The 24,847-nt window shown below is 62.9% G+C and carries 27 protein-coding genes and 1 riboswitch; of the genes, 9 read left to right on the top strand and 18 right to left on the bottom strand.

Annotated features, from left to right (window positions below; all coding sequences use genetic code 11):
- Positions 1–7: 7 nt before the first annotated feature.
- On the bottom strand, positions 8–412 hold the full coding sequence (locus TU79_RS02565) for an acyl-CoA thioesterase (protein ID WP_057006560.1): 405 nt from the start codon (positions 410–412) through the stop codon (positions 8–10).
- A gap of 198 nt (positions 413–610) precedes the next feature.
- A riboswitch (S-adenosyl-L-homocysteine riboswitch) is annotated at positions 611–716 on the top strand.
- Positions 717–737: 21 nt separating this feature from the next.
- On the opposite strand from TU79_RS02565, the gene ahcY reads away from it, so the two are divergent.
- The 5 genes from ahcY (at position 738) to rhlE2 (ending at position 7,262) form a co-directional block, all read left to right on the top strand.
- On the top strand, positions 738–2,147 hold the full coding sequence (gene ahcY / locus TU79_RS02560) for an adenosylhomocysteinase (protein ID WP_057006559.1): 1,410 nt from the start codon (positions 738–740) through the stop codon (positions 2,145–2,147).
- A 141-nt stretch (positions 2,148–2,288) separates the two neighbouring features.
- Positions 2,289–3,134 (top strand): methylenetetrahydrofolate reductase [NAD(P)H], encoded by an 846-nt coding sequence (gene metF, locus TU79_RS02555; protein WP_057006716.1) that lies wholly within the window; start codon positions 2,289–2,291, stop codon positions 3,132–3,134.
- Positions 3,135–3,212: 78 nt separating this feature from the next.
- The gene (locus TU79_RS02550; RefSeq protein WP_057006558.1) at positions 3,213–4,292 is read left to right on the top strand and encodes a hypothetical protein; all 1,080 of its coding nucleotides are present in this window, start codon (positions 3,213–3,215) and stop codon (positions 4,290–4,292) included.
- Positions 4,293–4,355: 63 nt separating this feature from the next.
- Positions 4,356–5,147 carry a substrate-binding periplasmic protein gene (locus tag TU79_RS02545; RefSeq protein WP_057006557.1) on the top strand — a complete coding sequence of 264 codons (792 nt, stop codon included), beginning with the start codon at positions 4,356–4,358 and terminating at the stop codon, positions 5,145–5,147.
- Between the two features lie 222 nt (positions 5,148–5,369).
- Positions 5,370–7,262: an RNA helicase RhlE2 gene (gene rhlE2 / locus TU79_RS02540; protein ID WP_057006556.1), complete on the top strand. Its 1,893-nt coding sequence runs from the start codon at positions 5,370–5,372 to the stop codon at positions 7,260–7,262.
- A 126-nt stretch (positions 7,263–7,388) separates the two neighbouring features.
- Here the strand turns inward: rhlE2 and TU79_RS02535 are convergent, their stop codons facing one another.
- Both TU79_RS02535 and TU79_RS02530 read right to left on the bottom strand, forming a co-directional pair.
- The gene (locus TU79_RS02535; RefSeq protein WP_003234547.1) at positions 7,389–7,967 is read right to left on the bottom strand and encodes a YceI family protein; all 579 of its coding nucleotides are present in this window, start codon (positions 7,965–7,967) and stop codon (positions 7,389–7,391) included.
- A gap of 32 nt (positions 7,968–7,999) precedes the next feature.
- A complete protein-coding gene (locus TU79_RS02530; RefSeq protein WP_057006555.1) occupies positions 8,000–8,551 on the bottom strand; it encodes a cytochrome b in 552 nt (183 codons plus the stop codon).
- A gap of 273 nt (positions 8,552–8,824) precedes the next feature.
- On the opposite strand from TU79_RS02530, the gene TU79_RS02525 reads away from it, so the two are divergent.
- On the top strand, positions 8,825–10,231 hold the full coding sequence (locus TU79_RS02525; RefSeq protein WP_057006554.1) for an adenosylmethionine--8-amino-7-oxononanoate transaminase: 1,407 nt from the start codon (positions 8,825–8,827) through the stop codon (positions 10,229–10,231).
- Between the two features lie 30 nt (positions 10,232–10,261).
- Positions 10,262–10,981 carry a 16S rRNA (uracil(1498)-N(3))-methyltransferase gene (locus TU79_RS02520; RefSeq protein WP_057006553.1) on the top strand — a complete coding sequence of 240 codons (720 nt, stop codon included), beginning with the start codon at positions 10,262–10,264 and terminating at the stop codon, positions 10,979–10,981.
- A gap of 63 nt (positions 10,982–11,044) precedes the next feature.
- Here TU79_RS02520 and TU79_RS02515 read toward each other — a convergent pair whose 3' ends face one another.
- The 3 genes from TU79_RS02515 to TU79_RS02505 are packed head-to-tail and all read right to left on the bottom strand — an operon-like array spanning position 11,045 to position 13,573.
- The gene (locus tag TU79_RS02515) at positions 11,045–11,947 is read right to left on the bottom strand and encodes a transporter substrate-binding domain-containing protein (RefSeq protein ID WP_057006552.1); all 903 of its coding nucleotides are present in this window, start codon (positions 11,945–11,947) and stop codon (positions 11,045–11,047) included.
- Between the two features lie 24 nt (positions 11,948–11,971).
- Positions 11,972–12,322: a RidA family protein gene (locus TU79_RS02510; RefSeq protein WP_057006551.1), complete on the bottom strand. Its 351-nt coding sequence runs from the start codon at positions 12,320–12,322 to the stop codon at positions 11,972–11,974.
- A 9-nt stretch (positions 12,323–12,331) separates the two neighbouring features.
- Positions 12,332–13,573 carry a D-amino acid dehydrogenase gene (locus TU79_RS02505; RefSeq protein WP_057006550.1) on the bottom strand — a complete coding sequence of 414 codons (1,242 nt, stop codon included), beginning with the start codon at positions 13,571–13,573 and terminating at the stop codon, positions 12,332–12,334.
- Between the two features lie 109 nt (positions 13,574–13,682).
- Between TU79_RS02505 and TU79_RS02500 the strand changes: the two genes are divergently transcribed.
- Positions 13,683–14,585, top strand: coding sequence for a LysR family transcriptional regulator (locus tag TU79_RS02500; RefSeq protein ID WP_057006549.1), 903 nt, complete (start codon positions 13,683–13,685; stop codon positions 14,583–14,585).
- A 30-nt stretch (positions 14,586–14,615) separates the two neighbouring features.
- Here the strand turns inward: TU79_RS02500 and trhA are convergent, their stop codons facing one another.
- On the bottom strand, positions 14,616–15,233 hold the full coding sequence (gene trhA, locus TU79_RS02495; protein WP_057006548.1) for a PAQR family membrane homeostasis protein TrhA: 618 nt from the start codon (positions 15,231–15,233) through the stop codon (positions 14,616–14,618).
- A gap of 147 nt (positions 15,234–15,380) precedes the next feature.
- Here trhA and TU79_RS02490 point away from each other — a divergent pair, with 147 nt between their 5' ends.
- Positions 15,381–16,301, top strand: coding sequence for a LysR family transcriptional regulator (locus TU79_RS02490; RefSeq protein ID WP_057006547.1), 921 nt, complete (start codon positions 15,381–15,383; stop codon positions 16,299–16,301).
- Between the two features lie 32 nt (positions 16,302–16,333).
- On the opposite strand, the gene madM is transcribed toward TU79_RS02490, so the two are convergent.
- The 11 genes from madM to TU79_RS02435 all read right to left on the bottom strand — a co-directional run bounded on the left by madM (position 16,334) and on the right by TU79_RS02435 (position 24,703).
- Positions 16,334–17,098, bottom strand: coding sequence for a malonate transporter subunit MadM (gene madM, locus TU79_RS02485; protein ID WP_057006546.1), 765 nt, complete (start codon positions 17,096–17,098; stop codon positions 16,334–16,336).
- Between the two features lies 1 nt (position 17,099).
- Positions 17,100–17,504 (bottom strand): malonate transporter subunit MadL, encoded by a 405-nt coding sequence (madL, locus tag TU79_RS02480; RefSeq protein ID WP_057006545.1) that lies wholly within the window; start codon positions 17,502–17,504, stop codon positions 17,100–17,102.
- Between the two features lie 68 nt (positions 17,505–17,572).
- Entirely contained in the window at positions 17,573–18,472 is a 900-nt protein-coding gene (gene mdcH, locus TU79_RS02475) for a malonate decarboxylase subunit epsilon (protein ID WP_057006544.1), read from the bottom strand.
- Positions 18,469–19,065, bottom strand: coding sequence for a malonate decarboxylase holo-ACP synthase (locus tag TU79_RS02470; RefSeq protein ID WP_057006543.1), 597 nt, complete (start codon positions 19,063–19,065; stop codon positions 18,469–18,471). Before TU79_RS02470 ends, mdcH begins: the two co-directional genes overlap by 4 nt.
- Entirely contained in the window at positions 19,059–19,829 is a 771-nt protein-coding gene (gene mdcE / locus TU79_RS02465) for a biotin-independent malonate decarboxylase subunit gamma (protein WP_057006542.1), read from the bottom strand. Before mdcE ends, TU79_RS02470 begins: the two co-directional genes overlap by 7 nt.
- A complete protein-coding gene (locus tag TU79_RS02460; protein ID WP_057006541.1) occupies positions 19,826–20,668 on the bottom strand; it encodes a biotin-independent malonate decarboxylase subunit beta in 843 nt (280 codons plus the stop codon). The genes mdcE and TU79_RS02460 overlap by 4 nt, the downstream gene beginning before the upstream one ends.
- On the bottom strand, positions 20,661–20,960 hold the full coding sequence (locus TU79_RS02455; protein ID WP_057006540.1) for a malonate decarboxylase subunit delta: 300 nt from the start codon (positions 20,958–20,960) through the stop codon (positions 20,661–20,663). The genes TU79_RS02460 and TU79_RS02455 overlap by 8 nt, the downstream gene beginning before the upstream one ends.
- Positions 20,960–21,793, bottom strand: a complete 834-nt coding sequence (locus TU79_RS02450) for a triphosphoribosyl-dephospho-CoA synthase (RefSeq protein ID WP_057006539.1) — start codon at positions 21,791–21,793, stop codon at positions 20,960–20,962. The genes TU79_RS02455 and TU79_RS02450 overlap by 1 nt, the downstream gene beginning before the upstream one ends.
- The gene (gene mdcA, locus TU79_RS02445) at positions 21,794–23,464 is read right to left on the bottom strand and encodes a malonate decarboxylase subunit alpha (protein ID WP_057006538.1); all 1,671 of its coding nucleotides are present in this window, start codon (positions 23,462–23,464) and stop codon (positions 21,794–21,796) included.
- 212 nt (positions 23,465–23,676) lie between these two features.
- Complete coding sequence (locus TU79_RS02440) at positions 23,677–24,111, bottom strand: hypothetical protein (RefSeq protein ID WP_057006537.1); 435 nt, start codon at positions 24,109–24,111, stop codon at positions 23,677–23,679.
- Positions 24,074–24,703 carry a nucleotidyltransferase domain-containing protein gene (locus TU79_RS02435; protein ID WP_057006536.1) on the bottom strand — a complete coding sequence of 210 codons (630 nt, stop codon included), beginning with the start codon at positions 24,701–24,703 and terminating at the stop codon, positions 24,074–24,076. The genes TU79_RS02440 and TU79_RS02435 overlap by 38 nt, the downstream gene beginning before the upstream one ends.
- Positions 24,704–24,847 lie beyond the last annotated feature (144 nt).

The raw sequence follows: 24,847 nt of genomic DNA, 5'->3' as shown, positions 1-24,847 counted from the left end.
GGCAGTATTATTCGCTGAGGCCGTCTTCCTGGAACTGGTCCTTCACGTACTTGATCTCGGTACGTCCGTGAGGCGCAGGCAAACCGTCCTCGCCGAGGTTCACGAAGACCATTTTCTCGACGGTCAGGATGCTCTTGCGGGTGATCTTGTTGCGCACCTCACAGGTGAGCGTGATGGAGGTGCGGCCGAACTCGATGGCGGTGATGCCCAGCTCGATGATGTCGCCCTGGCGCGAGGCGCTGACGAAGTTGATTTCGGAGATGTATTTGGTGACGACGCGCTGGTTGCCCAGTTGGACAATCGCGTAGATCGCCGCTTCTTCGTCGATCCAGCGCAACAGGCTGCCGCCGAACAGGGTGCCGTTGGGGTTGAGGTCTTCGGGTTTAACCCATTTGCGGGTGTGGAAGTTCATTGTCACTCCAAAGCGTCTGGCCAAATGATGGGCAGCATCATGGCAGAGCCCGCGTCCAAGCTCTATGCACCAATGCCTATTGCGCCCATGAGCGATCTGCATGCCGTCGACGGAAAGGCTTGGGAAGTGCCACGTACACCGCTATAATCCCCACCGATTCAAAACGGTCATCTCACCTTGATACCGTTCTCCCGCCACCTGTCCGAGGGGCGCTGCAGCAGGTTCACCCTGTCAGGCTCGGATGGGGCGTTGCCCGGCCTGGTTTCACGGCTGGATACTAAACGCACAACGGCGCCCATTCGCACACTACGAATGGAGGCTCTCTATGAGCGCTGTAATCACGCCTGCAGAATTCAACGACTACAAAGTCGCCGACATGTCCCTCGCCGCCTGGGGCCGTCGCGAAACCTTTATCGCCGAATCCGAAATGCCTGCCCTGATGGGCCTGCGTCGCAAGTACGCCGCTGAGCAGCCGCTCAAGGGCGCGAAGATTCTCGGCTGCATCCACATGACCATCCAGACCGCCGTGCTGATCGAAACCCTGGTTGCCCTCGGTGCCGAAGTGCGTTGGTCGTCCTGCAACATTTTCTCGACTCAGGACCAGGCCGCCGCTGCCATCGCCGCTGCCGGCATCCCGGTATTCGCCTGGAAAGGCGAGACCGAAGAAGAGTACGAGTGGTGCCTGGAGCAGACCATCCTCAAGGATGGCGCGCCATGGGATGCCAACATGATCCTCGACGACGGCGGCGACCTGACCGAGCTGTTGCACAAGAAGTACCCGGCCATCCTCGACCGCGTCCACGGCGTGACCGAAGAAACCACCACCGGCGTGCATCGCCTGCTGGACATGCTGGCCAAGGGCGAGCTGAAAATCCCGGCCATCAACGTCAATGACTCGGTGACCAAGAGCAAGAACGACAACAAGTACGGCTGCCGTCACAGCCTCAACGATGCCATCAAGCGCGGCACCGACCACCTGCTGTCGGGCAAGCAGGCCCTGGTGATCGGCTACGGCGACGTGGGCAAGGGTTCGTCCCAGTCCCTGCGTCAGGAAGGCATGATCGTCAAGGTGTCCGAAGTCGACCCGATCTGCGCCATGCAAGCCTGCATGGACGGTTTCGAAGTGGTTTCGCCGTTCATCGATGGCGTCAATGACGGCACCGAAGCCAGCATCGACAAGGCCCTGTTGGGCAAGATCGACCTGATCGTGACCACCACCGGTAACGTGAATGTGTGTGACGCGAACATGCTCAAGGCCCTGAAAAAGCGCGCCGTGGTGTGCAACATCGGTCACTTCGACAACGAGATCGACACCGCTTTCATGCGCAAGCACTGGGCATGGGAAGAAGTGAAGCCGCAGGTGCACAAGGTTCACCGCACCGGCGCTGGCACCTTTGATCCGCAGAACGACGACTACCTGATCCTGCTGGCTGAAGGCCGTCTGGTAAACCTGGGTAACGCTACTGGCCACCCAAGTCGCATCATGGACGGCTCGTTCGCCAACCAGGTGCTGGCGCAGATCTTCCTGTTCGAACAGAAGTACGCCGACCTGTCGCCCGCCCAGAAAGCCGAGCGTCTGACCGTGGAAGTACTGCCGAAGAAACTCGACGAAGAAGTGGCGCTGGAAATGGTCCGCGGCTTCGGCGGCGTGGTGACCCAACTGACCAAAACCCAGGCCGACTACATCGGCGTGACGGTTGAAGGCCCGTTCAAGCCGCACGCTTACCGCTACTGATTTGCTCTGTAGGCGCCGGCTTCCTGTGGGGGCTGGCTTGCCTGCGATAGCATCACCCCGGTATGCCTGAAATACCCAGGTGCCGGCATCGCGGGCAAGCCCGCTCCCACACCGGTTTTATGAGTTTCCAAGGGTATGACCATGTCCCAAGACCGTCGCTACAGCTTCGAGTTCTTCCCGACGAAGACCGATGCTGGGCATGAAAAATTGATGGCGACTGCCAAGCAGTTGGCCAGCTTCAACCCCGACTTCTTCTCCTGCACCTACGGCGCCGGCGGTTCGACCCGCGATCGCACGATCAACACCGTGTTGCAGCTGGAAAGTGAAATCAAGGTTCCCGCCGCACCGCACTTGTCGTGCGTGGGCGACAGCAAGGCCGACCTGCGCAGCCTGCTGACCCAATACAAGGCCGCCGGCATCAAGCGCATCGTCGCCTTGCGTGGCGACCTGCCGTCCGGCATGGGCATGGCCAGCGGCGAGCTGCGCTACGCCAATGAGCTGGTGAGCTTCATCCGCGAGGAAAGCGGCGATCACTTCCACATCGAAGTGGCGGCTTATCCGGAAATGCACCCCCAGGCGCGCAATTTCGAACACGATCTGCAGAACTTCGTGCGCAAGGCCAACGCCGGCGCCGACAGCGCGATCACCCAGTACTTCTTCAACGCCGACAGCTACTTCTACTTTGTCGAGCGCGTTCAAGCCATGGGTGTGAACATCCCGATCGTGCCGGGCATCATGCCCATCACCAACTACAGCAAGCTGGCGCGCTTTTCCGACGCCTGCGGGGCCGAGATCCCACGCTGGGTGCGCAAGCAACTGGAAGCCTACGGTGACGACGTCAAGAGCATCCAGGCGTTCGGCGAGCAGGTCATCACCCAGATGTGTGAACAGTTATTGCAAGGTGGCGCGCCAGGGTTGCACTTCTATACCCTGAACCAGACCGAGCCCAGCCTGGCCATCTGGAACAACCTCAAGCTGCCACGCTGAAGGTTGCCAGACCGTGCCAAGGCCCTCGTCTTTACGAGGGCCTTTGACGTTTTACCTGCCCACGGAACCCCGTCGTTCATGAATACAGCGTCCCCGTCTTCCCGCCCGCAACTGGTGTACCTGGTCTTCGGCTCCGAGACCTACCACCAGGAAGCCGTCTTCAGCATCGCCAGCGCGCTGGCTTTTCTGCAGGCCACCCCGGACGCCGTGGATATCCAGGTATTCAGCGATAACCCCGAGCCCTATCGCCTGCTGCCAGTGCGCGTGCGCCCGCTGGACGAGACCACGCGCAAACGCTGGAGCGAGCCTCACGGCTACCACTTTCGCACCAAGCACGTGGTATTGCGCCAAGTGCTCGAAGAGTCGCCGGTGGCGATGCTGATTGACACCGACACCTTCTTCCACCATTCGCCCCTGGCCCTGTTCGAACGCGTGCAGCCCGGCACCCTGCTGTGCAACGCCTTTTACACCCGATACGGCGACAACCACGAAAGCATTCTCTACACCGCCCTGCACCAGCGCCTGCTGGAGATGGGCGTGGCGGACGATGACATGATGACCCTCAACTCCGGGGTCATGGGCCTGACGCGGCAGGACGCGGCGGTGCTGGATCGCTCGATTGAACTGATGGACGAATTGTTCCCCCACGCCCAGGGCGCCTACACCCTGGAAGAGTTCTGCCTGTCGATTGCCGCCTACCGCAGCGTCAACGTGCGCGAATGCCCCGACCTGATCCACCATTACTGGAGCCGCAAGCAGCTGTTCCGGGCCAAGGTCAAGGCGTGGATCGCCAAGCACGCAGCGGCGCCCACCAGTGCCCAGGCGCTGGCCGACACGCGCAAGGTATCCGCCCACCTGCCACGCCCGCCACGCCTGCAACGCCTGATGTACAAACTGATCACGCTGGTGCTGCCCAAGCATCAGCAACAGTTCATGCGCGAAATTCTCTACGGTTGCTACGAGCACGAGAACGAATTCGACCAGGCATGTGGCCCGGTTTGGTGGGACAAGGCGCGGCAGAATCAGGAAGAGCGCCAGAATCGCCCCCTTGATGCCCATCAGCTTGAACGCTGGTTCGCCAACCCCGTGGTGCGCCTGATGCTGGGCGAGCGGCGTACGACGATCTATCAACACCTGGTGACGACGCCCGGCAAATAGCCCCCGCCGCAAATGCCCGTGCCAGCGCTTCTCTTTAGCGCTGGAGCATCGTAACCTCAGGCCATGCCTGCCCTTTTCAAGCTGTTAAGCGCTGCCCTTTTCACTTGCCTGAGCCTGGCCGCTTACGGCGAGACACTGCGCATTGTCACCGAGCCGTGGGCGCCCTATGTGTACGACGACAAGGGCACCATGCGCGGCCTCGACTACGAAACCACGGTGATGGTGTTCGAGCGCCTGGGCGTGGAAGTGCAGTGGCAATTTCTGCCGTGGAAGCGCTGCCTGGCGATGATTGAGCAGGGCCACGCCGATGGCGTGCTGGATATCTTTCACAATCATGAGCGCGACGCCCAGTTGCTGTACCCCGACGAACCGCTGTCGACCGTGGAGTTTGTGCTGTTCTACGCCAACGACCGCCCGCACCCGGCCAGCACCCTCGACGATCTTGCCGGGCTGACGGTGGGTACGTCACCGGGCTATCTCTACTCGGACAGCTTCAACGACGCCCCGCAGTTCAACCGCGAGCCCGCCGCCAGCCATGAAGCCAACTTCGGCAAACTGCTGCTCGGGCGTATCGACCTGGCGATCACCGACCGCCGCGTAGGACAACACCTGATCAAGAACCTTGCGCTGCAGGGCAAGGTCAGCCAGGCACCGCTGGTGGTCAACCGCCAGCCGCAGTTTCTCGCCGTGCGCCGTGGCGCGGGCATGGACCTTTTGGTACAACGCTTTGCCGCCGAGCTCAAACGCTTCAAGCAGGAGCCTGCCTACACCGCCCTGAGCGCCAAATATGCCGGCGTCGAAGCCATTTCTGCACCGCAAGGCACCGTTGAGCAGCAGGAAAGCGGCGTAAAGTGATTGCTCTGTTATACTCCGGCCTTCCCGCCAGGCTTACGCCCGGCCGCTGAGGTCTTGAAAAAGGCACCCAACCCCGCTACAGCGCAGCTTTGCAGCCCGCGCGAGCCAGTGGAGTGCCCGCCAGACGCAGCAGGACCGGACGGGATTACGCTCCCCTAAGCGCCATTCACGCCCGGCAAGATTATCCCTTTGGGCCAAGCCCTAACTAAAACAGGATTACTCATGTCCTTTGCTTCCCTCGGTCTCTCCGAGGCTTTAGTCCGCGCCATCGAGGCAGCGGGCTATACCGAGCCTACTCCGGTGCAACAGCGGGCCATTCCCGCCGTGTTGCAAGGTCGCGACCTGATGGTTGCGGCGCAGACAGGTACTGGTAAAACCGGCGGTTTCGCCCTCCCGATTCTGGAGCGGTTGTTCCCCAACGGTCACCCGGACAAATCCCAGCGTCACGGCCCGCGCCAACCGCGCGTACTGGTCCTGACCCCCACCCGCGAACTCGCCGCCCAAGTGCACGACAGCTTCAAGCTGTATGCCCGCGACCTGAAGTTCGTCAGCGCCTGCATCTTCGGCGGCGTCGGCATGAACCCGCAGGTTCAGGCCATGTCCCGTGGCGTTGACGTGCTGGTTGCCTGCCCGGGTCGCTTGCTCGACCTGTGCGGCCAAGGCAGCGTCGACCTGTCCCACGTGGAAATCCTCGTGCTGGACGAAGCCGACCGCATGCTCGACATGGGCTTTGTCCATGACGTGAAAAAGGTTCTCGCCCGCCTGCCGGCCAAACGTCAGAACCTGCTGTTCTCGGCAACGTTCTCCAACGACATCACTGCCCTGGCCGGCAAGCTGCTGCACAACCCGGAACGCATCGAGGTCACGCCGCCCAACACCACGGTCGAGCGCATCGAGCAACGCGTCTTCCGCCTGGCCGCCAGCCACAAGCGCTCGTTGCTGGCGCACCTGATCACCCACGGCGCGTGGGAACAGGTGCTGGTGTTCACCCGCACCAAGCACGGCGCCAACCGCCTGGCCGAGTACCTGGACAAGCACGGCCTCACCGCCGTCGCCATCCACGGCAACAAGAGCCAGAACGCGCGCACCAAAGCCCTGGCCGACTTCAAGGCCGGTGAAGTGCGCATCCTGGTGGCCACCGATATCGCCGCGCGCGGCCTGGATATCGACCAGTTGCCGCACGTGGTCAACTTCGAGCTGCCAAACGTCGACGAAGACTATGTGCACCGTATCGGCCGTACCGGCCGGGCCGGTCGTTCGGGCGAGGCCATCTCGCTGGTTGCGCCGGACGAAGAAAAACTGCTGAAAAGCATCGAGCGCATGACCAAGCAGAAAATCGCCGACGGCGACCTGATGGGCTTCGATTCGAGCGCCGTAGAGGCCGAAAAGCCAGAAGTGCGCGAGCGTCCGGACGTGCGCAACCCGCGTAACCCACGCGGTCCGAAGGGCGATGGCCCGAACGGTGGCGGTGGCGGCGGTGGTCGTCGCGACAAGGGCAAGGACAAGGGCGGCAAGGACAAAGCGCCTGCCACTGCCCGTGGCGAACGCCCGGCCCGTGAGCAGAAGCCTCGTGAAGGCACCCCGGCGCGCGAACAGCGTCAGCCGAGCCAGCCGCCACGCGCCGCGTCGGACCGTGCCCCGGACGAGTTCCTCGACGATGACGTGGACAACTTCGGTAACCGCGTCGACTACGTGCCCCAGGCCAAACCGGCCCAGGGCCGTGGCCGTCGTCCGGGTGCTCCGGCACAAGGCGCCGGCGCTGGCGCCTCTGCTCCCCGTGGCGGTCAGCCGCAGGGCGCTCGCCAGAACGGCCCGCGCAACAGCAGCGGCGGCACCACCGGCACCCCGCCGGCCAAACGCAGCGGCCCGCGCAACGGCGCACCGCGTGACGGCCAGGCGCGCCGCGAAGACTCGCGCAGCAACAACCGCCGCCCGGCCCGTGACGAGCCACAACGCTCCTCCGAACCGGCCGTGCAGAACCCACGCAGTGGCCCGGCGCCGAAGATTATCCACAAGGAGTCGAAAGCCGACCGCTTCCCGACACCCGAGCAGCTGGATCAACTGCCAGGCCGTCCTCGTGGTGAGAAACCAGCGCTGCTGACCCGCAACCGCTGAGTTTCAAAACGCCATAAAAAATGCCCCGGCTCTTTGGAGACGGGGCATTTTTTTGCCTGTGATACAGATCAAAAAGGTGGGAGGGGGCTTGCCCCCTTCCACACCGAACGCATTCAGACGAGAAAATTACTTTTGCTTCACGCCTTCCAGCGAGATGTCCAGGTCGACCGTCTGCGACGTCGGGCCTGGGCCCTTGATGCCGAAGTCGGTCAGGTTAAGCGTGGTCTTGGCATTGAAGCCGGCACGTTCGCCGCCCCATGGATCCTTGCCTTCACCGTTGAAAGTGGCCTTGAAGACCACCGGCTTGGTCACGCCGTGGAACGTCAGGTCGCCGGTTACGTCAGCGGTTTTCTCGCCGGTGGATTTGACAGCGGTCGACACGAACTTGGCATCGGCAAACTTGGCAACGTCCAGGAAGTCTTTGCTGGCGATGTGCTTGTCACGCTCGGCGTGGTTGGACCACAGGCTCGCGGTCTTCACGTCGACAGCGATTTTGCTGGCTTCAGGCTTGGCGGCATCCCAGCTGAAGGAGCCATCCCAGTCCTTGAAGGTACCGTGGATGTAGCTGTAGCCCAGATGGCTGATTTTCCAGTCGATGAAGGCGTGCTGGCCTTCCTTGTCGATCTTGTAGTCAGCGGCCATTACCTGACCTGCGGACAACAGCGCGGTACCGATTGCCAGGGCAGCGAGGGTCTTTTTCAACATGCTTTCTATTCCTTGTGAGTCGAGGTTGAACATCAGGCTTTGCGCCCCAGCATTCGCAGCAGGGTCACATCACGATCGATAAAGTGGTGTTTCAACGCAGCCACGCCATGCAAACCGGCGAAAACCACCAACACCCAGGCCAGGTACAGGTGCACCCAGCCGGCGGTGTCTGCCTGGTCCGGTAGACCGGAAACCAGCGCAGGAATTTCAAACAGGCCAAACACCGGGATACCGACACCGTCTGCGGTGGAAATCAGGTAACCGGCAATCATCACCGCAAACAGGCCCACGTACAGGAACGCATGCCCGAAGGCGGCGCCGATACGGGTCATGCGGCCATAGCTGGCCAGTGCCGGCGGCGGCGGGCTGAGCAGGCGCCACACTACCCGCACCAGCATGATGGCAAACAGCGTGATGCCAATGCTCTTGTGCAGGTCCGGCGCCTCTTTGCGCCACGCGCTGTAATAGTCCAGGCCGACCATCCACAGGCCCAGCGCAAACAGACTGAACACCACCAGGGCCACGCCCCAGTGCAGAACCATGCTGACCCAACCGTAACGGGCCGGAGAATTGCGTAACTGCATGTACTTAATCCTGTAAGTGCTGTGCCCAAGACTAGCGATTTATCTATCGAATTAAAGCCGAAAATTTTGCTTTGAAATATCGAGAAATACGATCTGGAGGGTATGAACAGTAAATTAACATCGGATTAAGGGCTATCCGGAATAAACGTGACACACCGTCCTGCGTTTACTGCCAATTCATCCGTAATGGGTTGTGACACAGCCGCCCATTGCATAGGCTTGCGCGATTGTTTCGCCTGCGCCCGGCGCAGGACCGCTTCGAGGAGATCACCGATGGGCCTGAATAACCAGTGGATGCAGCGCGACCTCGCGGTGCTGTGGCATCCCTGCACCCAGATGAAAGACCACCAGCAACTGCCGTTGATCCCGATCAGGCGCGGCGAAGGCGTGTGGCTGGAAGACTTCGAAGGCAAGCGCTACCTCGACGCCGTCAGTTCATGGTGGGTCAACGTGTTCGGCCACGCCAACCCGCGCATCAACCAGCGCATCAAGGACCAGGTCGACCAGCTGGAACACGTGATCCTCGCCGGTTTCAGCCACCAGCCGGTGATCGAGCTGTCCGAGCGCCTGGTGGCGATGACGCCCGAAGGCCTGACCCGCTGCTTCTACGCCGACAACGGTTCGTCGTGCATCGAAGTCGCGCTGAAGATGAGCTTTCACTACTGGCTCAACCGCGGCCTGCCGAATAAAAAGCGCTTCGTCACCCTGACCAACAGCTACCACGGCGAAACCATTGCGGCCATGTCGGTGGGCGACGTGCCGCTGTTTACCGAAACCTACAAGGCGCTGCTGCTCGACACGATCAAGGTGCCGAGTCCGGATTGCTACCTGCGACCCGACGGCATGAGCTGGGAAGAGCACTCGCGCAACATGTTCCTGGCCATGGAACAGACCCTGGCCGAGCACCACGACACCGTCGCCGCCGTGATCGTCGAACCGCTGATCCAGGGCGCCGGCGGCATGCGCATGTACCACCCGGTGTACCTCAAGCTGCTGCGCGAAGCGTGCGATCGCTACGGCGTGCACCTGATCCACGATGAAATCGCCGTGGGCTTTGGCCGCACCGGCAGCATGTTCGCCTGTGAACAGGCCGGCATCCGTCCGGACTTCCTGTGCCTGTCCAAGGCCCTCACCGGCGGCTACCTGCCGCTGGCGGCCGTGGTCACCACCGACGACGTGTACGACGCCTTCTACGACGACTACCCGACCCTGCGCGCCTTCCTGCATTCCCACAGCTACACCGGCAACCCGCTGGCCTGCGCTGCGGCCCTGGCGACCCTGGATATTTTCGAAGAAGACAACGTCATCGAAAACAACAAGGCCCTGGCCCAACGCATGGCGACCGCCACTGCCCATCTGGTCGATCATCCCCATGTGTCGGAAGTGCGCCAGACCGGCATGGTATTGGCCATCGAAATGGTCCAGGACAAAGCCACCAAGACCGCCTATCCGTGGCAGGAGCGCCGTGGCCTCAAGGTCTTCGAGCACGCCCTTGAACGCGGTGCGCTGTTGCGGCCGCTGGGCAGCGTGGTGTATTTCCTGCCGCCGTATGTGATTACACCGGAGCAGATCGACTTCCTGGCCGAAGTGGCCAGCGAAGGCATCGACATCGCGACCAACAGCAAAGTCAGCGTGGCGGTGCCAACCGATTTTCACCCAGGCTTCCGCGATCCGGGTTGATTGCCTTCACACCTTTTCCAGAGAACAGACATGAGACTGTCCCGCTTTTTCACCGACGCGCCGCTGAGCCTTGGCGAACATGAACTGCCCGAAGCCCAGGCGCATTACATCAGCCGTGTGCTGCGCATGGGCGAAGGCGACGCCGTGCAATTGTTCGACGGCTCCGGCCAGGAGTTCCTGGGCAGCCTGCTGGAAGTGGGTAAAAAGCGCGTCACCGTGCAACTGACCGAAAGCGTCGCTGGCCAGGCTGAATCGCCCCTGCACATCCACCTCGGCCAGGGTCTCTCGCGTGGCGAGCGGATGGACTGGGCAATCCAGAAAGCCACCGAGCTGGGCGTCAACGCCATTACGCCGATTTTCAGCGACCGCTGTGAAGTGCGTCTCAAGGATGAACGCGCCGACAAACGCCTGCTGCACTGGCGCCAGGTGGCGATCAGCGCGTGTGAGCAATGCGGGCGTTCAACCGTGCCGGTGATTCATCCGCCGTTGTTGCTGGCCGATTGGCTGAAGCAGACAGAGGCCGAGTTGAAGCTGGTGCTGCACCCGGTGGCCGAGCCGATGGTCAGCCATGCGAGGCCTGCGAGCCTGGCTTTCCTGATCGGGCCTGAGGGTGGGCTGACGGATGGAGAAGTCGCAACCGCGCAAGGCGCCGGCTTCCACGCCGCCCGCCTCGGCCCGCGGGTATTGCGCACCGAAACGGCACCGGTGGTGGCGCTGGCCGTTGCCCAGCAATTGTGGGGCGACTTTTAACCTGCCTTGCAAACTCAATCAGGTGGGAGCTGGCTTGCCAGCTCCCACCGTTTGATCGGGTTATCACTCCACCGGGTCACTCACCGGCTTGGCAATAATCGCCTTCAACTCGCGGGTCATCGGGAACTCCAGGTTCAAGCCCTTGGGCGGAATCGGCTGTTCGAACCAGCGCTGGTAAATCCCGTTGATCTCGCCACTGCGGTACAGGTCGCCGAGCGCTTCGTTGACCACTGCGAGAAACTGCGGGTCGTCCTTGCGCACCATGCAGCTGTAGATCTCCCGCGATTGTTCTTCGCCCACCACCACCCAGTTATGCGGGTCCCTGGCCTTGGCCCGCTCGCCGTAGAGCAACGCGTCATCCATGTAGAACGCCACCGCGCGCCCCGTCTCCAGCATCTTGAACGCCTCGCCATGGTCCTTGGCGCTGATGACAAACATATTGGCCTTGTGCTCAGCGTTGTAGCTTTTGAGGAATCGTTCGTTGGTGGTGCCGGCGGTGGTGACCACGTTCTTGCCAGTGAGGTCAGAAAACCCCTTGATTCCACTGTCTTTGGCCGTCAGCAACTGGCCTTTCACGTAGATAAACCCGTAGGAAAACGCCACCTGTTTCTGCCGGTCGGCGGTCACACCCGTGGAGCCGCACTCCAGGTCGACAGTGCCGTTCTGCACCAGCGGAATACGTGTTTGCGAGGTCACCAGGTTGTATTTCACCTTAAGGTCGGCCCCCCCGATTTTCTGTTGGATACGCTCGACGATCTTGCTTGCCAGGTCTACCGAATAGCCCATGGGCTTGCCGCTGTTATCCGCCACATAGGAAAACGGCACCGACGCATCGCGATAGCCCAGGGTGATGGATCGGGCATTGGCGATCTTGCTTAGCGTGCCGTCCAAAGGAGGTTGAGTCGCATAGGCCTGCGCGCCAAACAAAAGCCCCAGGGTGCAGCCGGTCAACAGGATTCTTTTCATTGTTATGCTCCGTTGGTCTTTGAGTTATTTACGTACCGCAATCACGCTGATTTCCACCAGCACGGTCGGCCGCGCCAGCTCCGCTTGCAGGGCAGTGCGTGCAGGCGCCATACCCGGCGACAGCCACGCGGACCACACCTCGTTCATCGGCGCAAAACCGCTGCCGATGTCCTTGAGATAAATCGTCGCGTTCAGCAGGTGATCCTTATCGCTGCCCGCCTCGGCCAACAGCGCATCGATTTTGGCCAGCACTTCGCGGGTTTGCGTTATCACGTCCTGCCCTTCCCCCGGCACCTGGCCCGAGAGGAACACCAGGTCCTTGAACGTGACTGCGCCACTGAGACGCTCGTTGCTGCTGATTCGGTTGATGGTCATGGGGCATCCTCAAGCGGCGCGGGGCGTCAGGCCCTGCATGTCAATGGACGGAACCTGTTGGTTGATCAGTTCGGCCAACAGTTGGGCGCTGCCGCTGGCCAAGGTAAAACCGAGAGCACCGTGACCGAGGTTCAGCCACAGGTTGCGATAGACACTGGCACCAATCAACGGCACGCCGGTCGGGGTAGCTGGACGCATGCCGGCCCATTCGACCGCATGGGCGTAGTCACCGGCCAGCGGAAGCGTCTCCAGGGCCTGGCGTTTCATCAGGGCCAGCCGTTTGGGCTCAAGGCTGGCATCAAAACCGACGATATCCACCATGGCCGCTATGCGCAGTTGCTCACCGATGCGTGCGTAGACGATCTTGCGGTCATAGTCGGTGATGCTCACATTCGGCGCCTGGTGCTGCGCGCCAATCGGCACGCTCAGGCTGTAGCCCTTGAGCGGATACAGCGGCAGTGACAACCCCGGCAAGCCCAATTGCGCGCTGCGATGCCCTGCCGCCAGCACCACTTGTTCGGTCGGCATCACCTCATCACCCAACTCGAGGCTGTGCACCGCCCCGTCGGTGTGACGAATGCCGGTGACCCTGCGCCCCAACAAAAACGTGCAACGCCCCGATGCTTCAAGCCGCGCCGCCAATCGCTGGCAAAAGGCATGACAATCCGCCACTTCCTCGTTGGGCGTGTAGATCCCGCCGACAAAATCATCACCCGGCAGCGCCGGCTCCAGGCGCGCGCAATCGGTAGCGGACAACACCTGCTGTTGCAGGGTATTGGTCACTTTGCGGCGGGCATGTTCAAAGGTATTGGCGTTGCGAAATGCCACCAGCTTGCCATTGCGTCGCCAGTCAAAGTCGCCCAGGCCATCGTCCTCGCGCCATTGCTGCAAGCTGTCCTGGCTAAGGGATGCCAAGCGCAGCAAATGGGCGGCGTTGCGCTTGTTCACCGAACCACGGCAGGCGCCGATAAAGGCCGCCATCCAACGCCATTGCTGGGGATCGAGGCGTGGGCGCAGCTTCAACGGCGAGTCACCGCGCAGCAACCAGCCAATCGCTTGCAGCGGCACCCCGGCGTCGGCCAGCGGCGCAACATAGCGGTAGGACAGCTGCCCGCCATTGGCGAAGCTGGTTTCGCTGCCCAGGCTGTCGCGCGCATCGATCACGATCACTTCATGGCCGGCACGCACCAGCGCATACGCGCTCGCCAAGCCAATGACCCCACCTCCGATGATGCAAACCTGCCTGGCCATACCGCCCCCCCCAGCCGTTGATTAAGAGCGCTCAAGCCTAGGGGCAGGTGACAGGCTGACGACAATGAATAAAGATGGTCCACCTATAAACAAAGGTTATGGACTTGCCATGCGCTTGCGTCATATCGAAATCTTCCAGGCCATCCGCCAGACCGGCTCCGTGAGCGCCGCCGCACAGTTGCTGCATGTCTCGCAACCGGCGGTGACCAAAGTGTTGCAGCACGCCGAGTTGCAATTGGGCTTCCCCCTGTTCCTGCGGGTTCGCGGCAAACTGCAGCCCACGCCGGAGGCGCTGGCGCTGGAAAGCGAAGTCGAGAAAGTCACCGCGAGCCTGCAAGGCGTGCGGCGCCTGGCCAAGAGTTTGCGCCGCGCGCCGGGACACAGCGTGCGTATCGGCGCGATCCCGGCACTGGCGTTGTCGTTGTTGCCACCGGCGGTGTTGGAATGGAGACGCGACTACCCGGACATCGCCTGCGAGCTGTCCAGCGACCACAGCCGCGAGCTGGTGCAGAAGCTGTTGATGCGCGAGATTGACCTGGCGTTGACGCTGAATTTTTCCGGCCATCCGGGGCTTACCACCCAGGTACTCGCCAACGGCGTGCTGGTGGCGCTGGCGTCCAAGGGTTATTGGCCCGACGCCGAGCTGAACCAGCCATTGCCCCTGGCCGACCTGGCGGGGGCCCCGCTGATCGGCCTTTCCAGCGCCGACCCGCTGGCGACCAAGCTCGACAGTTACCTGGAAAATGTCGACCCGGCGCCGCGCGTGACGATATCGGTGCAGACTTACTCCCTGGCCCGCGCCATGGTCGAGTCCGGTGCCGGCCTGACCGTTATCGACCCCTTTACCGCGCTTGGCGCATCCACCGCCACCACCTGCATCCGCACACTCACCCCGCCGCTGCCGATCACCCTTTACGCCCTGACCCGCGCCGACGAGCCGCCGCCGCATATGCTGGCGACGTTGCTGAACATCGCCAGCCAATGGGCACAAAAACAGTTGGCGACGCTATAGCGGCAGGCGCTCGCTCCTACGGCCTGTAGATCAGAGCACGTAATGCATGATCGCCACGAAATGCAGCAGGCTCCCGCCGATCACGAACAGGTGCCAGATCCCGTGGGAATGCCGCAGCCGGTCCTCCAGGGCAAAAAAGATAATGCCCACGGTGTACAGCACGCCGCCCGATGCCAGCCACGTAAACCCGGCCGTGCCCAGTGCCGCGAGCAGCGGCTTGACCGCCACCAGCACGATCCAGCCCATCACGGCATAGATCACAATCGACAGGATCCGCGCTTCGGAGCGCGGCTTGATCTCCTGCAGGATGCCGATCACCGCCAGCCCCCACACAATCCCGAACAGCGTCCAGCCCCACGGCCCGCGCAGCGTTACCAGGCAAAACGGCGTGTAGCTGCCGGCGATCAACAGGTAGATGGAAAAGTGATCGACCTTCTGCATGATCTCTTTTCGCCGGCCCTGCACGCTGTGGTACACCGTCGAGGCGCTGTACAGCACCATCAACGTAACGCCATAAATCGCCACGCTGACGATCTTCCAGGGGCTGCCGTCCAGGCTCGCCACCACCAACATCCACACAGCGCCAATACACGCCGCGACCGCACCCAGCAGATGGCTCCAGGCGTTGAATCGTTCTCCGTGGTACATCTGTCGTAAACCTCCCGTCAGCCAAAGGAACAGGCTGGCAAGCGTCCAGCCTTGCGCATCAGAGTGCAAGTGCTGTGTGTTGTTCCTGGCTGGGAGCGCTGCGCTTTTGCAGGCACAATCGAGGGCATTCGAACCCGAGCCACGGCCATGCTGATCGACGAAGAATTCACCCTCAAGAAGCTGGAAATCTTCCTGGCGTTCATGCGCACCGGCAACCTGGCCCGCGCCGCCGCCGAGCTGCACACCAGCAACGTCAGCGTGCACCGCGCCATTCACTCCCTGGAAAACGCCCTGCGCTGCCCGCTGTTCAAGCACGAGGGGCGCAACCTTACGCCGCTGGAAAGTGCCTACGTACTCGAAGAGCGCGCACAAAAACTGGTGGCCGACGTGGTCGACAGCGTGCGCCTGACTCGCGAAGCCGCGGGTTTCTCCGCCGAGCGTTTCAAGCTGGGCTCGCTCTACTCGCTGACCGTAAAGACCGTGCCGCAACTGATCATGGGCCTGAAGATCCGCCGCAGCGAACTCAACATCGACCTGATCCTGGGCTCCAACTTCGACCTGCTCTACAAGCTCAAGAACATGGAGGTGGACGCGATCCTCATCTCCCTGGACGAACACGCCAACGACCCCGACTGCGAGCAGATCGCGCTGTTTTCCGACGATATTTTCCTCGCCACGCCCGCGGATTCACCCTTCGACCGCGAGCAGGAGATCGACCTGGCCGATGTGCGCGACGCCACTTTCATCACCCTCACCCAAGGCTTCGCCACCCACCAGGATGGCAACCGGGTATTCAAGCAGGCGGGGTTCGAGCCGAAGGTGGCGATGCAGGTCAACGACATCTTCACCTTGCTGAGCATGGTCAGTTCCGGCGTGGGTTATGCCCTGCTGCCCGGGCGGATTGCGGCGGTGTACGAGAACCGCGTGAAGCTGATACCGCTGCAACCCAGGTACCGGTTGCAGCAGCAGATTGGGGTGGTGTTCTTGAAGGCCAAGGAGCGCGATCCGAACTTGCTCGCCCTGCTGGCGGAGTGTCGGATGTATGCCAATCGGCAGCTGCCAGCCTGATAGCGCCAGACCAGCCACCACCCACCTCGAATTCAGCCCACCAACCCCCGCACAATGAAGTAGAGCAGCGAAGGCCCCAGCAAACAGCCAAGCCCGGTATGGAACGTCGCGGTCAACGCTCCATACGGCACTAACCGCCGATCCGTCGCCGCCAGCCCCGCCGTCACCCCGCTGACCGTGCCGGCCAGCCCACCAAACACCATCGCCGACCGCGGGTTGTCCAGCCCCATCCAGCGCGCCGCCACCGGCGTGCCCACCATCACCAGAATCGCCTTGATCAACCCGGTGGCAATCGACAGCGCCATCACATCCGAGGTCGCGCCAATCGCCGCGCCGGTGACCGGGCCGACGATGTAAGTCACGGCACCCGCGCCAATGGTGGTCATGCTGACCGCATCGCGATAGCCGAACACCCACGCCATGCTCGCACCGACGATAAACGGCAGGATCGTGCCCAGCAGCAGCGCGATCACACCGATCATCCCGGCCTTGCGCGCTTCGGTGGCCTGCACCTCAAACGCGGTGGCGACGATGGCGAAATCGCGCAGCATTGCGCCGCCCATCAGGCCGATGCCGGAGAACAACGCCAGGTCCGCCAGGCCCTTCTGCCCGCCGGTCAACGTGCCGCCCACCCAGGCCAGCACCAGGCCGATGACGATAGCAATTGCCGACCCATGAATGCGCCCGAACGTGAGGCGTTTGGACAGCACCACGGAAATCCACATCACCACGCCGACAAAGGCAAACGCGGTAATCAGACCGTTATGTTCCAGGCCTTTCTCGATGAGGTCCCACATGTCAGCGACCTCCCGCAGCGAGGATCAACGGCTCTTCGGGCGGCAACGGCTCGCCCTTGTGCGTGCGGCTGATCAGGGCGATGGTGCATCCGCACACCACCACGGAACCGATGGCCGCGAGCACCGCCACCGGCCCGCCGTGCAATGCGGTGACCACGTTCTGTTGCGCCGCCATCGCCACCACCACGGGGATGTACATGGCGCCCCAGAAACCCACGCCCATCTCGCAATCCTTGGTCATGCCGCCGCGCTTTTGCATCCACAAACGCGCGCAGATCAGCAGGATCATCGCGATCCCCACGCCGCCCACATTGGATTTGACGCCCAGCAACACGCCCAGCATGTCGCCCAAGATCACGCCCGCCAGCGTGCAGATCGCCAGCAATGCCACACCATAGATAATCATTGTTGTTGTCCTCAAAGTGCTCGTTCGAAAGTTTTTGTTGTTGTGCTTCGAAAGCCTTGGGTAGTGCTTTATCGGTGGCGGCGTTCCTCCTCTTGCAGCAGGGCCTGCAGGGTGTCCAGGCGCGCGCCTTCGCAGGCGATCACCGTGCCCTGGTCAAACACGCGGCGTGACAGGCCGGTGAGCACGGCGCCGGGGGGCAGTTCGATCTGCAGGCGCACGCCGCGCTCGTAGGCGCTTTGTACGGTGCCGCGCCAGTCGACGATGCGGCACATGTTAAAAGCCAGGTCGTCGCGCAACTGCTCGGGGGTGTGGATCGGCCGCGCGCGGGTGCTGCTCAGGTAGGTAATACGCGGTCTTTTCAGTGGCACGAACGCCTGCGCCAGCGCCTGGGCCGGTTGTTCAAGCAGCGCGCAGTGGGACGGCACGCTGACGGCCAGGCGCCTGGCCACGCCGTTGCCCTTGATGCGCTGGGCGACGCGCTGCATGGCCTCGTCACTGCCGGCGATGACGGTCTGGTTATCGGCATTGATATTGGCCAGGTACACCGGTGTTTCGGCGCTGTGAATCTCGGCCAGCAGGGTTTCGACGGTGGATAACTCGGGGCCGATCAGCGCGGTCATGCCGTAGCCCTGTGGATAAGCGTTCTGCATCAGTTCGCCGCGCAGGGCCACCAGCCTGAGCGCATCGGCAAAATCCAGCGCGCCGGCGATCACCGCTGCCGGGTAGGCGCCAATGGACAGGCCCGCCACGTAATCCGGCGTGTGCTGCAACCGCCGTGCGTGGGCGACGCCTGCGATCAACAGGCACAGCTGAACGGCGCGGGTCGACGCCAGGGCCTGCGCCGAATCGAGTTGGCGCACCTCTTCACCCAGGGCGGCGCTGGCCTCGTCCAGCACATCGGCGGGCAGTTGCTCAAGCATGCGTGGCCGTTGCGCGCCCTGCCCCGGAAACACCAGCAGGCTGCTCATGCCACGGCCTGCCAGGGGTCGGCAACCAACTGCGCACCGCCGCAGGTTTTGAGCAGCACGCGGCGCGATCTGCCAGCCCATTCGCGCAGGGCCACCGCACCGAACGGGGTTTGCAGTTGCAGGTCCACGGCGCATACCGCCGTGTCGAGGACAGCCAGTAGGCGCTGTGCATCGCCGCGTTCAAGCCGCTCGGGGCTGCGCAGAATCAAATCCAGATCGCTGTGGGCATGCAGCGCTTCAATGCCGGTCGCCAATTCAAATCCGGCGCTGCCGGCGACGCCCCACGCGTGCTGACCCAACAGTGGGCGCAGGTGCTCGAGCGCACGCAGCGCGGGGAGATCCCGTGGCAAAACCACGGCGCCGAGCGCTTCCGGCACCACCCGCCGGGTCACCTGCGCAAGGGGCATCACCGTGGCAAAACGCTGCTCACGCAAACGCCCGCGCACACCGACCGCCACATGGCCCGGCGCGACGAGCGCGCGGCGCACCACCACCGGATGGCCGGCGCTGATGGCCTCCACCGCCCAGGCCGGGGCGTCCGCGGGCAACTGCGCCGGGGCCATGCCCCAGAGCAGGTCATGGGCGTTCACCATTGCTCCCGCAGCAACTGGCGCACATGGCTGGAAGCGGCGCGATTGCTGGCGCCCAGACGACCGTTCAAGTCACGGCCGTCTACATCCCTGATGGCCTTGAGCAGGCAGTCGCCGACCCGCGCCACATCGTCCGCCGTGGGCTGTTCGATCTGGCTGACCGACAGGGTCTCCCACAGCAAGCCAAGGCTGGCGAAGCTGTCGATGTCGTAAGCCATGGGCGGCACACTGGCGGCCAGGGCTTCGAGCTCTTCGACGCTGCGCAACGTCACCCGCGCGGCCGAGGCCTTGCCCATGGCATGCACCATCACGCCCGGATCGCGCAGGGCAATCAGCCGGTTGGCCTGGTAGCCGTGGGCGAGAAACGCGCCGGACATGGCCTTGCCCACCAGCAGCCCAATCACCGGGTACCCGGCCAGGCGTGCGCGGGCATAACTGTCGGCGGCGGCGGCCAGGGCCTGGTGAATGCCGAGGGCTTCTTCGCGGCGGCCGTAGGCCTGGCTCGGCACATCGACGATGGCGATGATCGGGCGCTGGTCACCACGGACGATGGCATCGTCCACTGCCTTGGCCAGGCCCCAGCCTTCCAGCAGGCCGACCTCGCCATTGCGTGCACGGGGGAAGCGGTTATCCGGGTCGGTGACCACGGCAATAAAGCGCACCGGCTGCCCACCCAACACGCCGTCAGCGACTTTCAGCGAGGCCGGCAAGCCTTCGACCGCTGTTGCGCCCGTGCTCAGTGCGTTAAACCATTGCAACCCTCTCATGAGCGCTCTCCCTGATACAGCGCGCGAACCGTCGCCGGCTCGATTTGCGGCGTGGCGTCCAGCGCGTTCAAGCGCGCCAGGTAATACTCGGCCTGCCGGCTGCGTGGTTGCGCGGGCACGCCTTGCTGCAACAGCGCGGTGACGGTCTGCTGGATCTGCGCCACATCGTCGGCCACATAACGGTCGGCCAGGCCGCTGTTGAAACGCTGCTCGCCGCCAGTCAGGCTCCAGATAAACGGGCGGTCGCGGGAATCGTATTCTTCCAGGCCCGCTTCCTGTTCGATCACTTGCGGGCCATTCAGGCCCAGGCGTGCTTCGCGGGTGACCACCAGGTAGCTGCACAACCCGGCCGCGATGGACATGCCGCCGAAACAGCCGACACTGCCCGCCACCACGCCGATCACCGGCTGGTACTGGCGCAGGTCGACAATCGCCGCGTGAATATCGGCAATCGCGGCCAGGCCCAGGTTGGCTTCCTGCAGACGCACGCCGCCGGTTTCCAGCAGCAATACGGCGCGGGTCTCGATGCCCTTGCGGTTGTCTTCAGCCGCCAGCTCCAGCGCCCCGGCGATTTTGGCACCGCCCACTTCACCAAGGCTGCCGCCCTGAAAATTGCCTTCAATGGCGGCGATCACCACCGGCAGACCGGCGATGCTGCCCTTGGCGATCACCACGCCGTCATCGGCCTGGGGCACCACGCCCTGCCGGCTGAGCCACGGGGACATGACGCGCTGAAACGGATCGATCAATTCGCGAAACGTGCCGCTGTCGAGCAGCGCCCTGGCGCGCTGCCGGGCGCCGAGTTCGACGAAGCTGTGCTTGTTGAGCAGGTCAGTCATGGCCGATCTCCTCGAAGCCCTGCTCCAGGCGCAGGCGCACCACGCCCGGGGTGGCGCCGAAATCGTGAATATCGATGTTCAACGCCGGCGGCGTGTGTTCCTGAAAGATGCGTTCGAACAGGTGCTGCCAACGCAGCTGCGCGCCGTTCACCGAGGTCTGCACCTGGATGTTCAACGTGCCGGGCGTGCCCGGTTCCAGCAGCACTTCCAGATCGCCCGAGCCGACGCAGCCCACCAGCGCACGGCCTTTGGGCGGCTGCCCGGCGGGGAATTCAAAGGACAAGGTTTCCATCAAAGTGCTCCGTCGAGGCGGTCGATAAACAGGCAGGCGGCCAACAAGTCGGCGGCGCCGCCGGGAGAGGCGTTCAGCGCCAGCAGTTGCTGGTCGAGTGCCTGCAACTGGCGGCGCCCGGCGAGGGTGGCGCTGCCGCCGGCGTCGAGCACGGCCTGGGCGCCCAGCTGCATCGCCTGCAGGCCTTCAAGGCCGGCGCGGTAGAGCACGCAGGTGTCGGCAAGGTCCGTCATGATCGCGAGCAAGGCATCCAGGCGCGCGTTCTGTTCGCCGGTGTTCTGCTGGCGGCTTTTGCGCAGTTGCGGCAGGCCGCGTTGCATCACCGAGGGGAAGCCGAGCTGGGCTTCTTCACGGGCGCCGCGTGCGCCGTAGCGCTGGGCAACCAAGGCGCCGTGGCTTGCGGCGTGCGGGGCGTAGCGGTCATTGAGCAGGGCCAGTCGGGCGGCGTTCAGTGTGAGGGCGCGTGGCTCCAGCGCGGCGGCAGCGGTGAGCAGGCCGAGCGCCCAGATCGCCCCGCGATGGGTGTTCACGCCGTCGGTGGTGACGAGCATCGCCTGCTCGCCTTCGCGGCCGATACGGCCGAGAGCTTCGCGCAGCGGCACGCCGACCTCGCCGCATTCCAGCGCCGCTTCAGCCATGGCCTTGAACATCGGCCACAGCGACAACGCCGAAGCATGCATCAGGCCCAGGTGCAGATCGCTGTGAGCGCCGTTGCCACGACGGTCCACCAGTGCGGGTTTGGGCGACAGGTCGGCTTCATCGATCAGCGCATCGACGGCCAGATCGGCCAGGCGATCAGCGAGGCTCAGTTCATGCAGTTTGAGGGCGCGCATTTACCAGCTCCTGAATTTGGCGGGCGGGTTGTACAGGCCACCGGACCAGTCCACCAGGTCGGCCACGCTCTTGGCGGCCAACAGCTCGCGGGTGGCGTCGGTGCGGCGGATACCGAGGTCTTCGGGCAAGGCGATCAAGCCTTCGCGGCGCATGCGCGCGGTGTCTTTGGGGTTATGGCGCAGGCCGATGGCGGTGACCCCGGCAACGGCAGCGATCATCGCCTGGCGCTCTTCGAGGGAGCGCGCCTTGTACAGGTAGGCGATGCCTTCTTCGGTGAGCAAGTGGGTGACGTCATCGCCGTAGATCATGATCGGCGCCAGGGGCATGCCGCTTTTGCGCGCCACGTCCACCGCGTCGAGGGTGTCGACGAAGGTGGGTTTGCCGCCTTCCTGAAAGGTCTCGACCATTTGCACCACGAGTTTTTTGCCGCGTTCAAGCAACGCTTCGGGCGCGTCACCGTGGCGCATGTCCAGCCACGCCGGAGTGCCGTGGCGACGACCGCGCGGGTCGTGGCCCATGTTCGGCGCACCACCGAAACCGGCGAGGCGGCCACGGGTGACGGTGCTGGAATGGCCGTCGCCGTCCACTTGCAGGGTGGCGCCGATGAACAGGTCCACCGCGTATTGGCCGGCAAGCTGGCTGAACATCCGGTTGGAGCGCATCGAGCCATCGCGGCCGGTGAAGAACACATCCGGGCGGGCGGCGATGTAGTTTTCCATGCCCAGCTCGGTACCGAAGCAGTGCACACTTTCCACCCAGCCGCTTTCGATGGCGGGGATCAGCGTGGGGTGCGGGTTGAGGGTCCAGTTGCGGCAGATCTTGCCCTTCAGGCCCAGGGATTCACCGTAGGTGGGCAGGATCAACTCAATAGCGGCGGTGTTGAAACCGATGCCGTGGTTGAGCGACTGCACGTTGTGTTTTTCGTAAATGCCACGGATCGCCATCATCGCCATCAGCACATGCACCGGCTTAATGTGGCGCGGGTCGCGGGTGAACAGCGGTTCGATGTAGAACGGTTTGTCGGCCACCACCACGAAATCCACCCAACTGGCGGGGATGTCGACACGGGGCAGATCAGTGACGTCGTCCACCAACTGATTGACCTGCACGATGACGATGCCATCGCTGAACGCGGCGGGCTCGATCAGCGCCGGAGTGTCTTCGGTGCTGGCGCCGGTGTAGATGTTGCCGGCGCGGTCGGCCATGAACCCGGCCGAGAGCACCACGTTGGGGATCAGGTCCACCACCAGGCGCGCGTACAGTTCGATGTAGGTGTGGATCGCACCGATTTCCAGCAGGCCGTCTTCGAGCAACTGGCTGATGCGCAGGGACTGGGTGCCGGCGAAGGAGAAATCCAGCTTGCGGGCGATGCCTTTTTCGAAGAGGTCCAGGTGCTCGGAACGGCCGACACTGGGCATGATCATGTGCAAATCGTGGAGCTTGGCGGGGTCGGCCTTGGCCAGCGAGCGGGAGAGGAAATCGGCTTGCTTCTGGTTATTGCCCTCCAGCACCACGCGGTCGCCGGGAAGGATCAGCGCTTGGAGGGCTTCGACGATCCTGTCGCCGGGCAACACAGCCCCGTCTGCGTAGTGCGAAACCAGCCCGAGCCGCCGCCGCTTCTCGTCGCGCCGCCGCGTCCAGCGCGCGTTCGGGGTGCTTGTTGTTGTCATGGTTGCTCCACGGGTTTGCTGTCGTGGGCTTACCTTAGGAGTGAATGGGAGGGCTATCAATCAAGCTGGACGGCGGATCGTTACGGCTGGAGTAATGGAGTATCAGCAAATGCTGAATTGGGCTGAGTGAAGAACAACATGTGGGAGGGGGCTTGCTCCCTCCCACATTTACTCAGTGGTGTTCAGTGGATCGCGGTCGCAGGAAAGGCGCGTTATCCCCATTTATGACCAGCAAGAAGCTCTTCCACTTTCTTCAACAGCGCCATTGCGGCGCTCATCAATTGACTTAGCAGCGCCTCGTCTTCATCCATGTAGCCCTCATATTCCGCCAGATTTCGGCGCTCATGGCACAGCACCAATAACCTCACCTCCACCTTGTTCGCTTCGGTGGTGTGTACCAGACATTGAAAAACCAGATAGCGTTTGTCGGAGCGATACCCTTGCAGACGCAAGGCTGTAAGCGCCATGGCATGAGCGGCGTTGTAGGCCAGGTCGAAACGACTGGCGAACGATAGCGGCGCGGTTGCGGCGTCTTTCAACCGGTCACGGGCCGAGCGCATCAGCCCATCACATTCCTTGCGATCCGGCGGCTCGGCTTTCAAGCCACCACTACGTTGCAGATTCTCCAGGTTTGCCTTGCTGTCCATCCATGGATTCCAGGGGATTTCCCCCAATCAGATTGATCTTGTCCTGCTGTACGACCCGTTGCACAAAGCTGTTGCCGGCATTCCATTTGCCGATCCAGTCTTGAGGGGTGTAAAGCGTCGGGTTGATGGTGCGGCCCAGTTGCTCTTCCAGCGGTATGAGCTGTTCCATGACTTCACTGTAGTTGAGGCTTTTGCCGATCAGCATGAGATCTATGTCACTGGATGAGTGCGCCTCGCCCTTGGCGATGGAGCCGTAAACAAACGCCCAGGTGATCTGCGCGGCGAACGGTGCCAGTGCGTTGCGCAATGGCTCATCCAGGCCAAGCGTCTTGCGCACGATAGCCAGCATCTCCGAGTAGATCGGGCACAGAGGGTTGGCCTGGTAATGGGTCTGGTTGCCCTGGCGCGTTACGCTCAGGATGCCGGCCAGCTGCAAACGCGTCAGCTCGCGGGTGAGACTACCCTTACCCACCTGGGCCCAGCGCGCGATTTCATTGGTGAAGAAACTTTTCTCGGGCTTGCCGAACAGCAGGCCAAGCACTTTCTGCTGGGTGACGGTGAAAAGCGCGGAACTGAGCGATAAGGTTTGCATGGTGAAGGCCGGAGAGTCCCAATAAGGGAACGATAGGTCCCTTTATGGGAACGATCAAGCACAAAATGTTCGAGGGAGTCTGCTCCCGATAACAGGCGGTCAGTTGATAAATAGGCAACTGACCCACCGCTATCGGGAGCAAGC

This window comes from Pseudomonas trivialis, from assembly GCF_001439805.1.
GTDB classification, from domain to species: domain Bacteria; phylum Pseudomonadota; class Gammaproteobacteria; order Pseudomonadales; family Pseudomonadaceae; genus Aquipseudomonas; species Aquipseudomonas trivialis.
The sequence above is the reverse complement of the archived record's forward strand: the minus strand, read 5'-3'. Positions and strand labels throughout refer to the sequence as shown.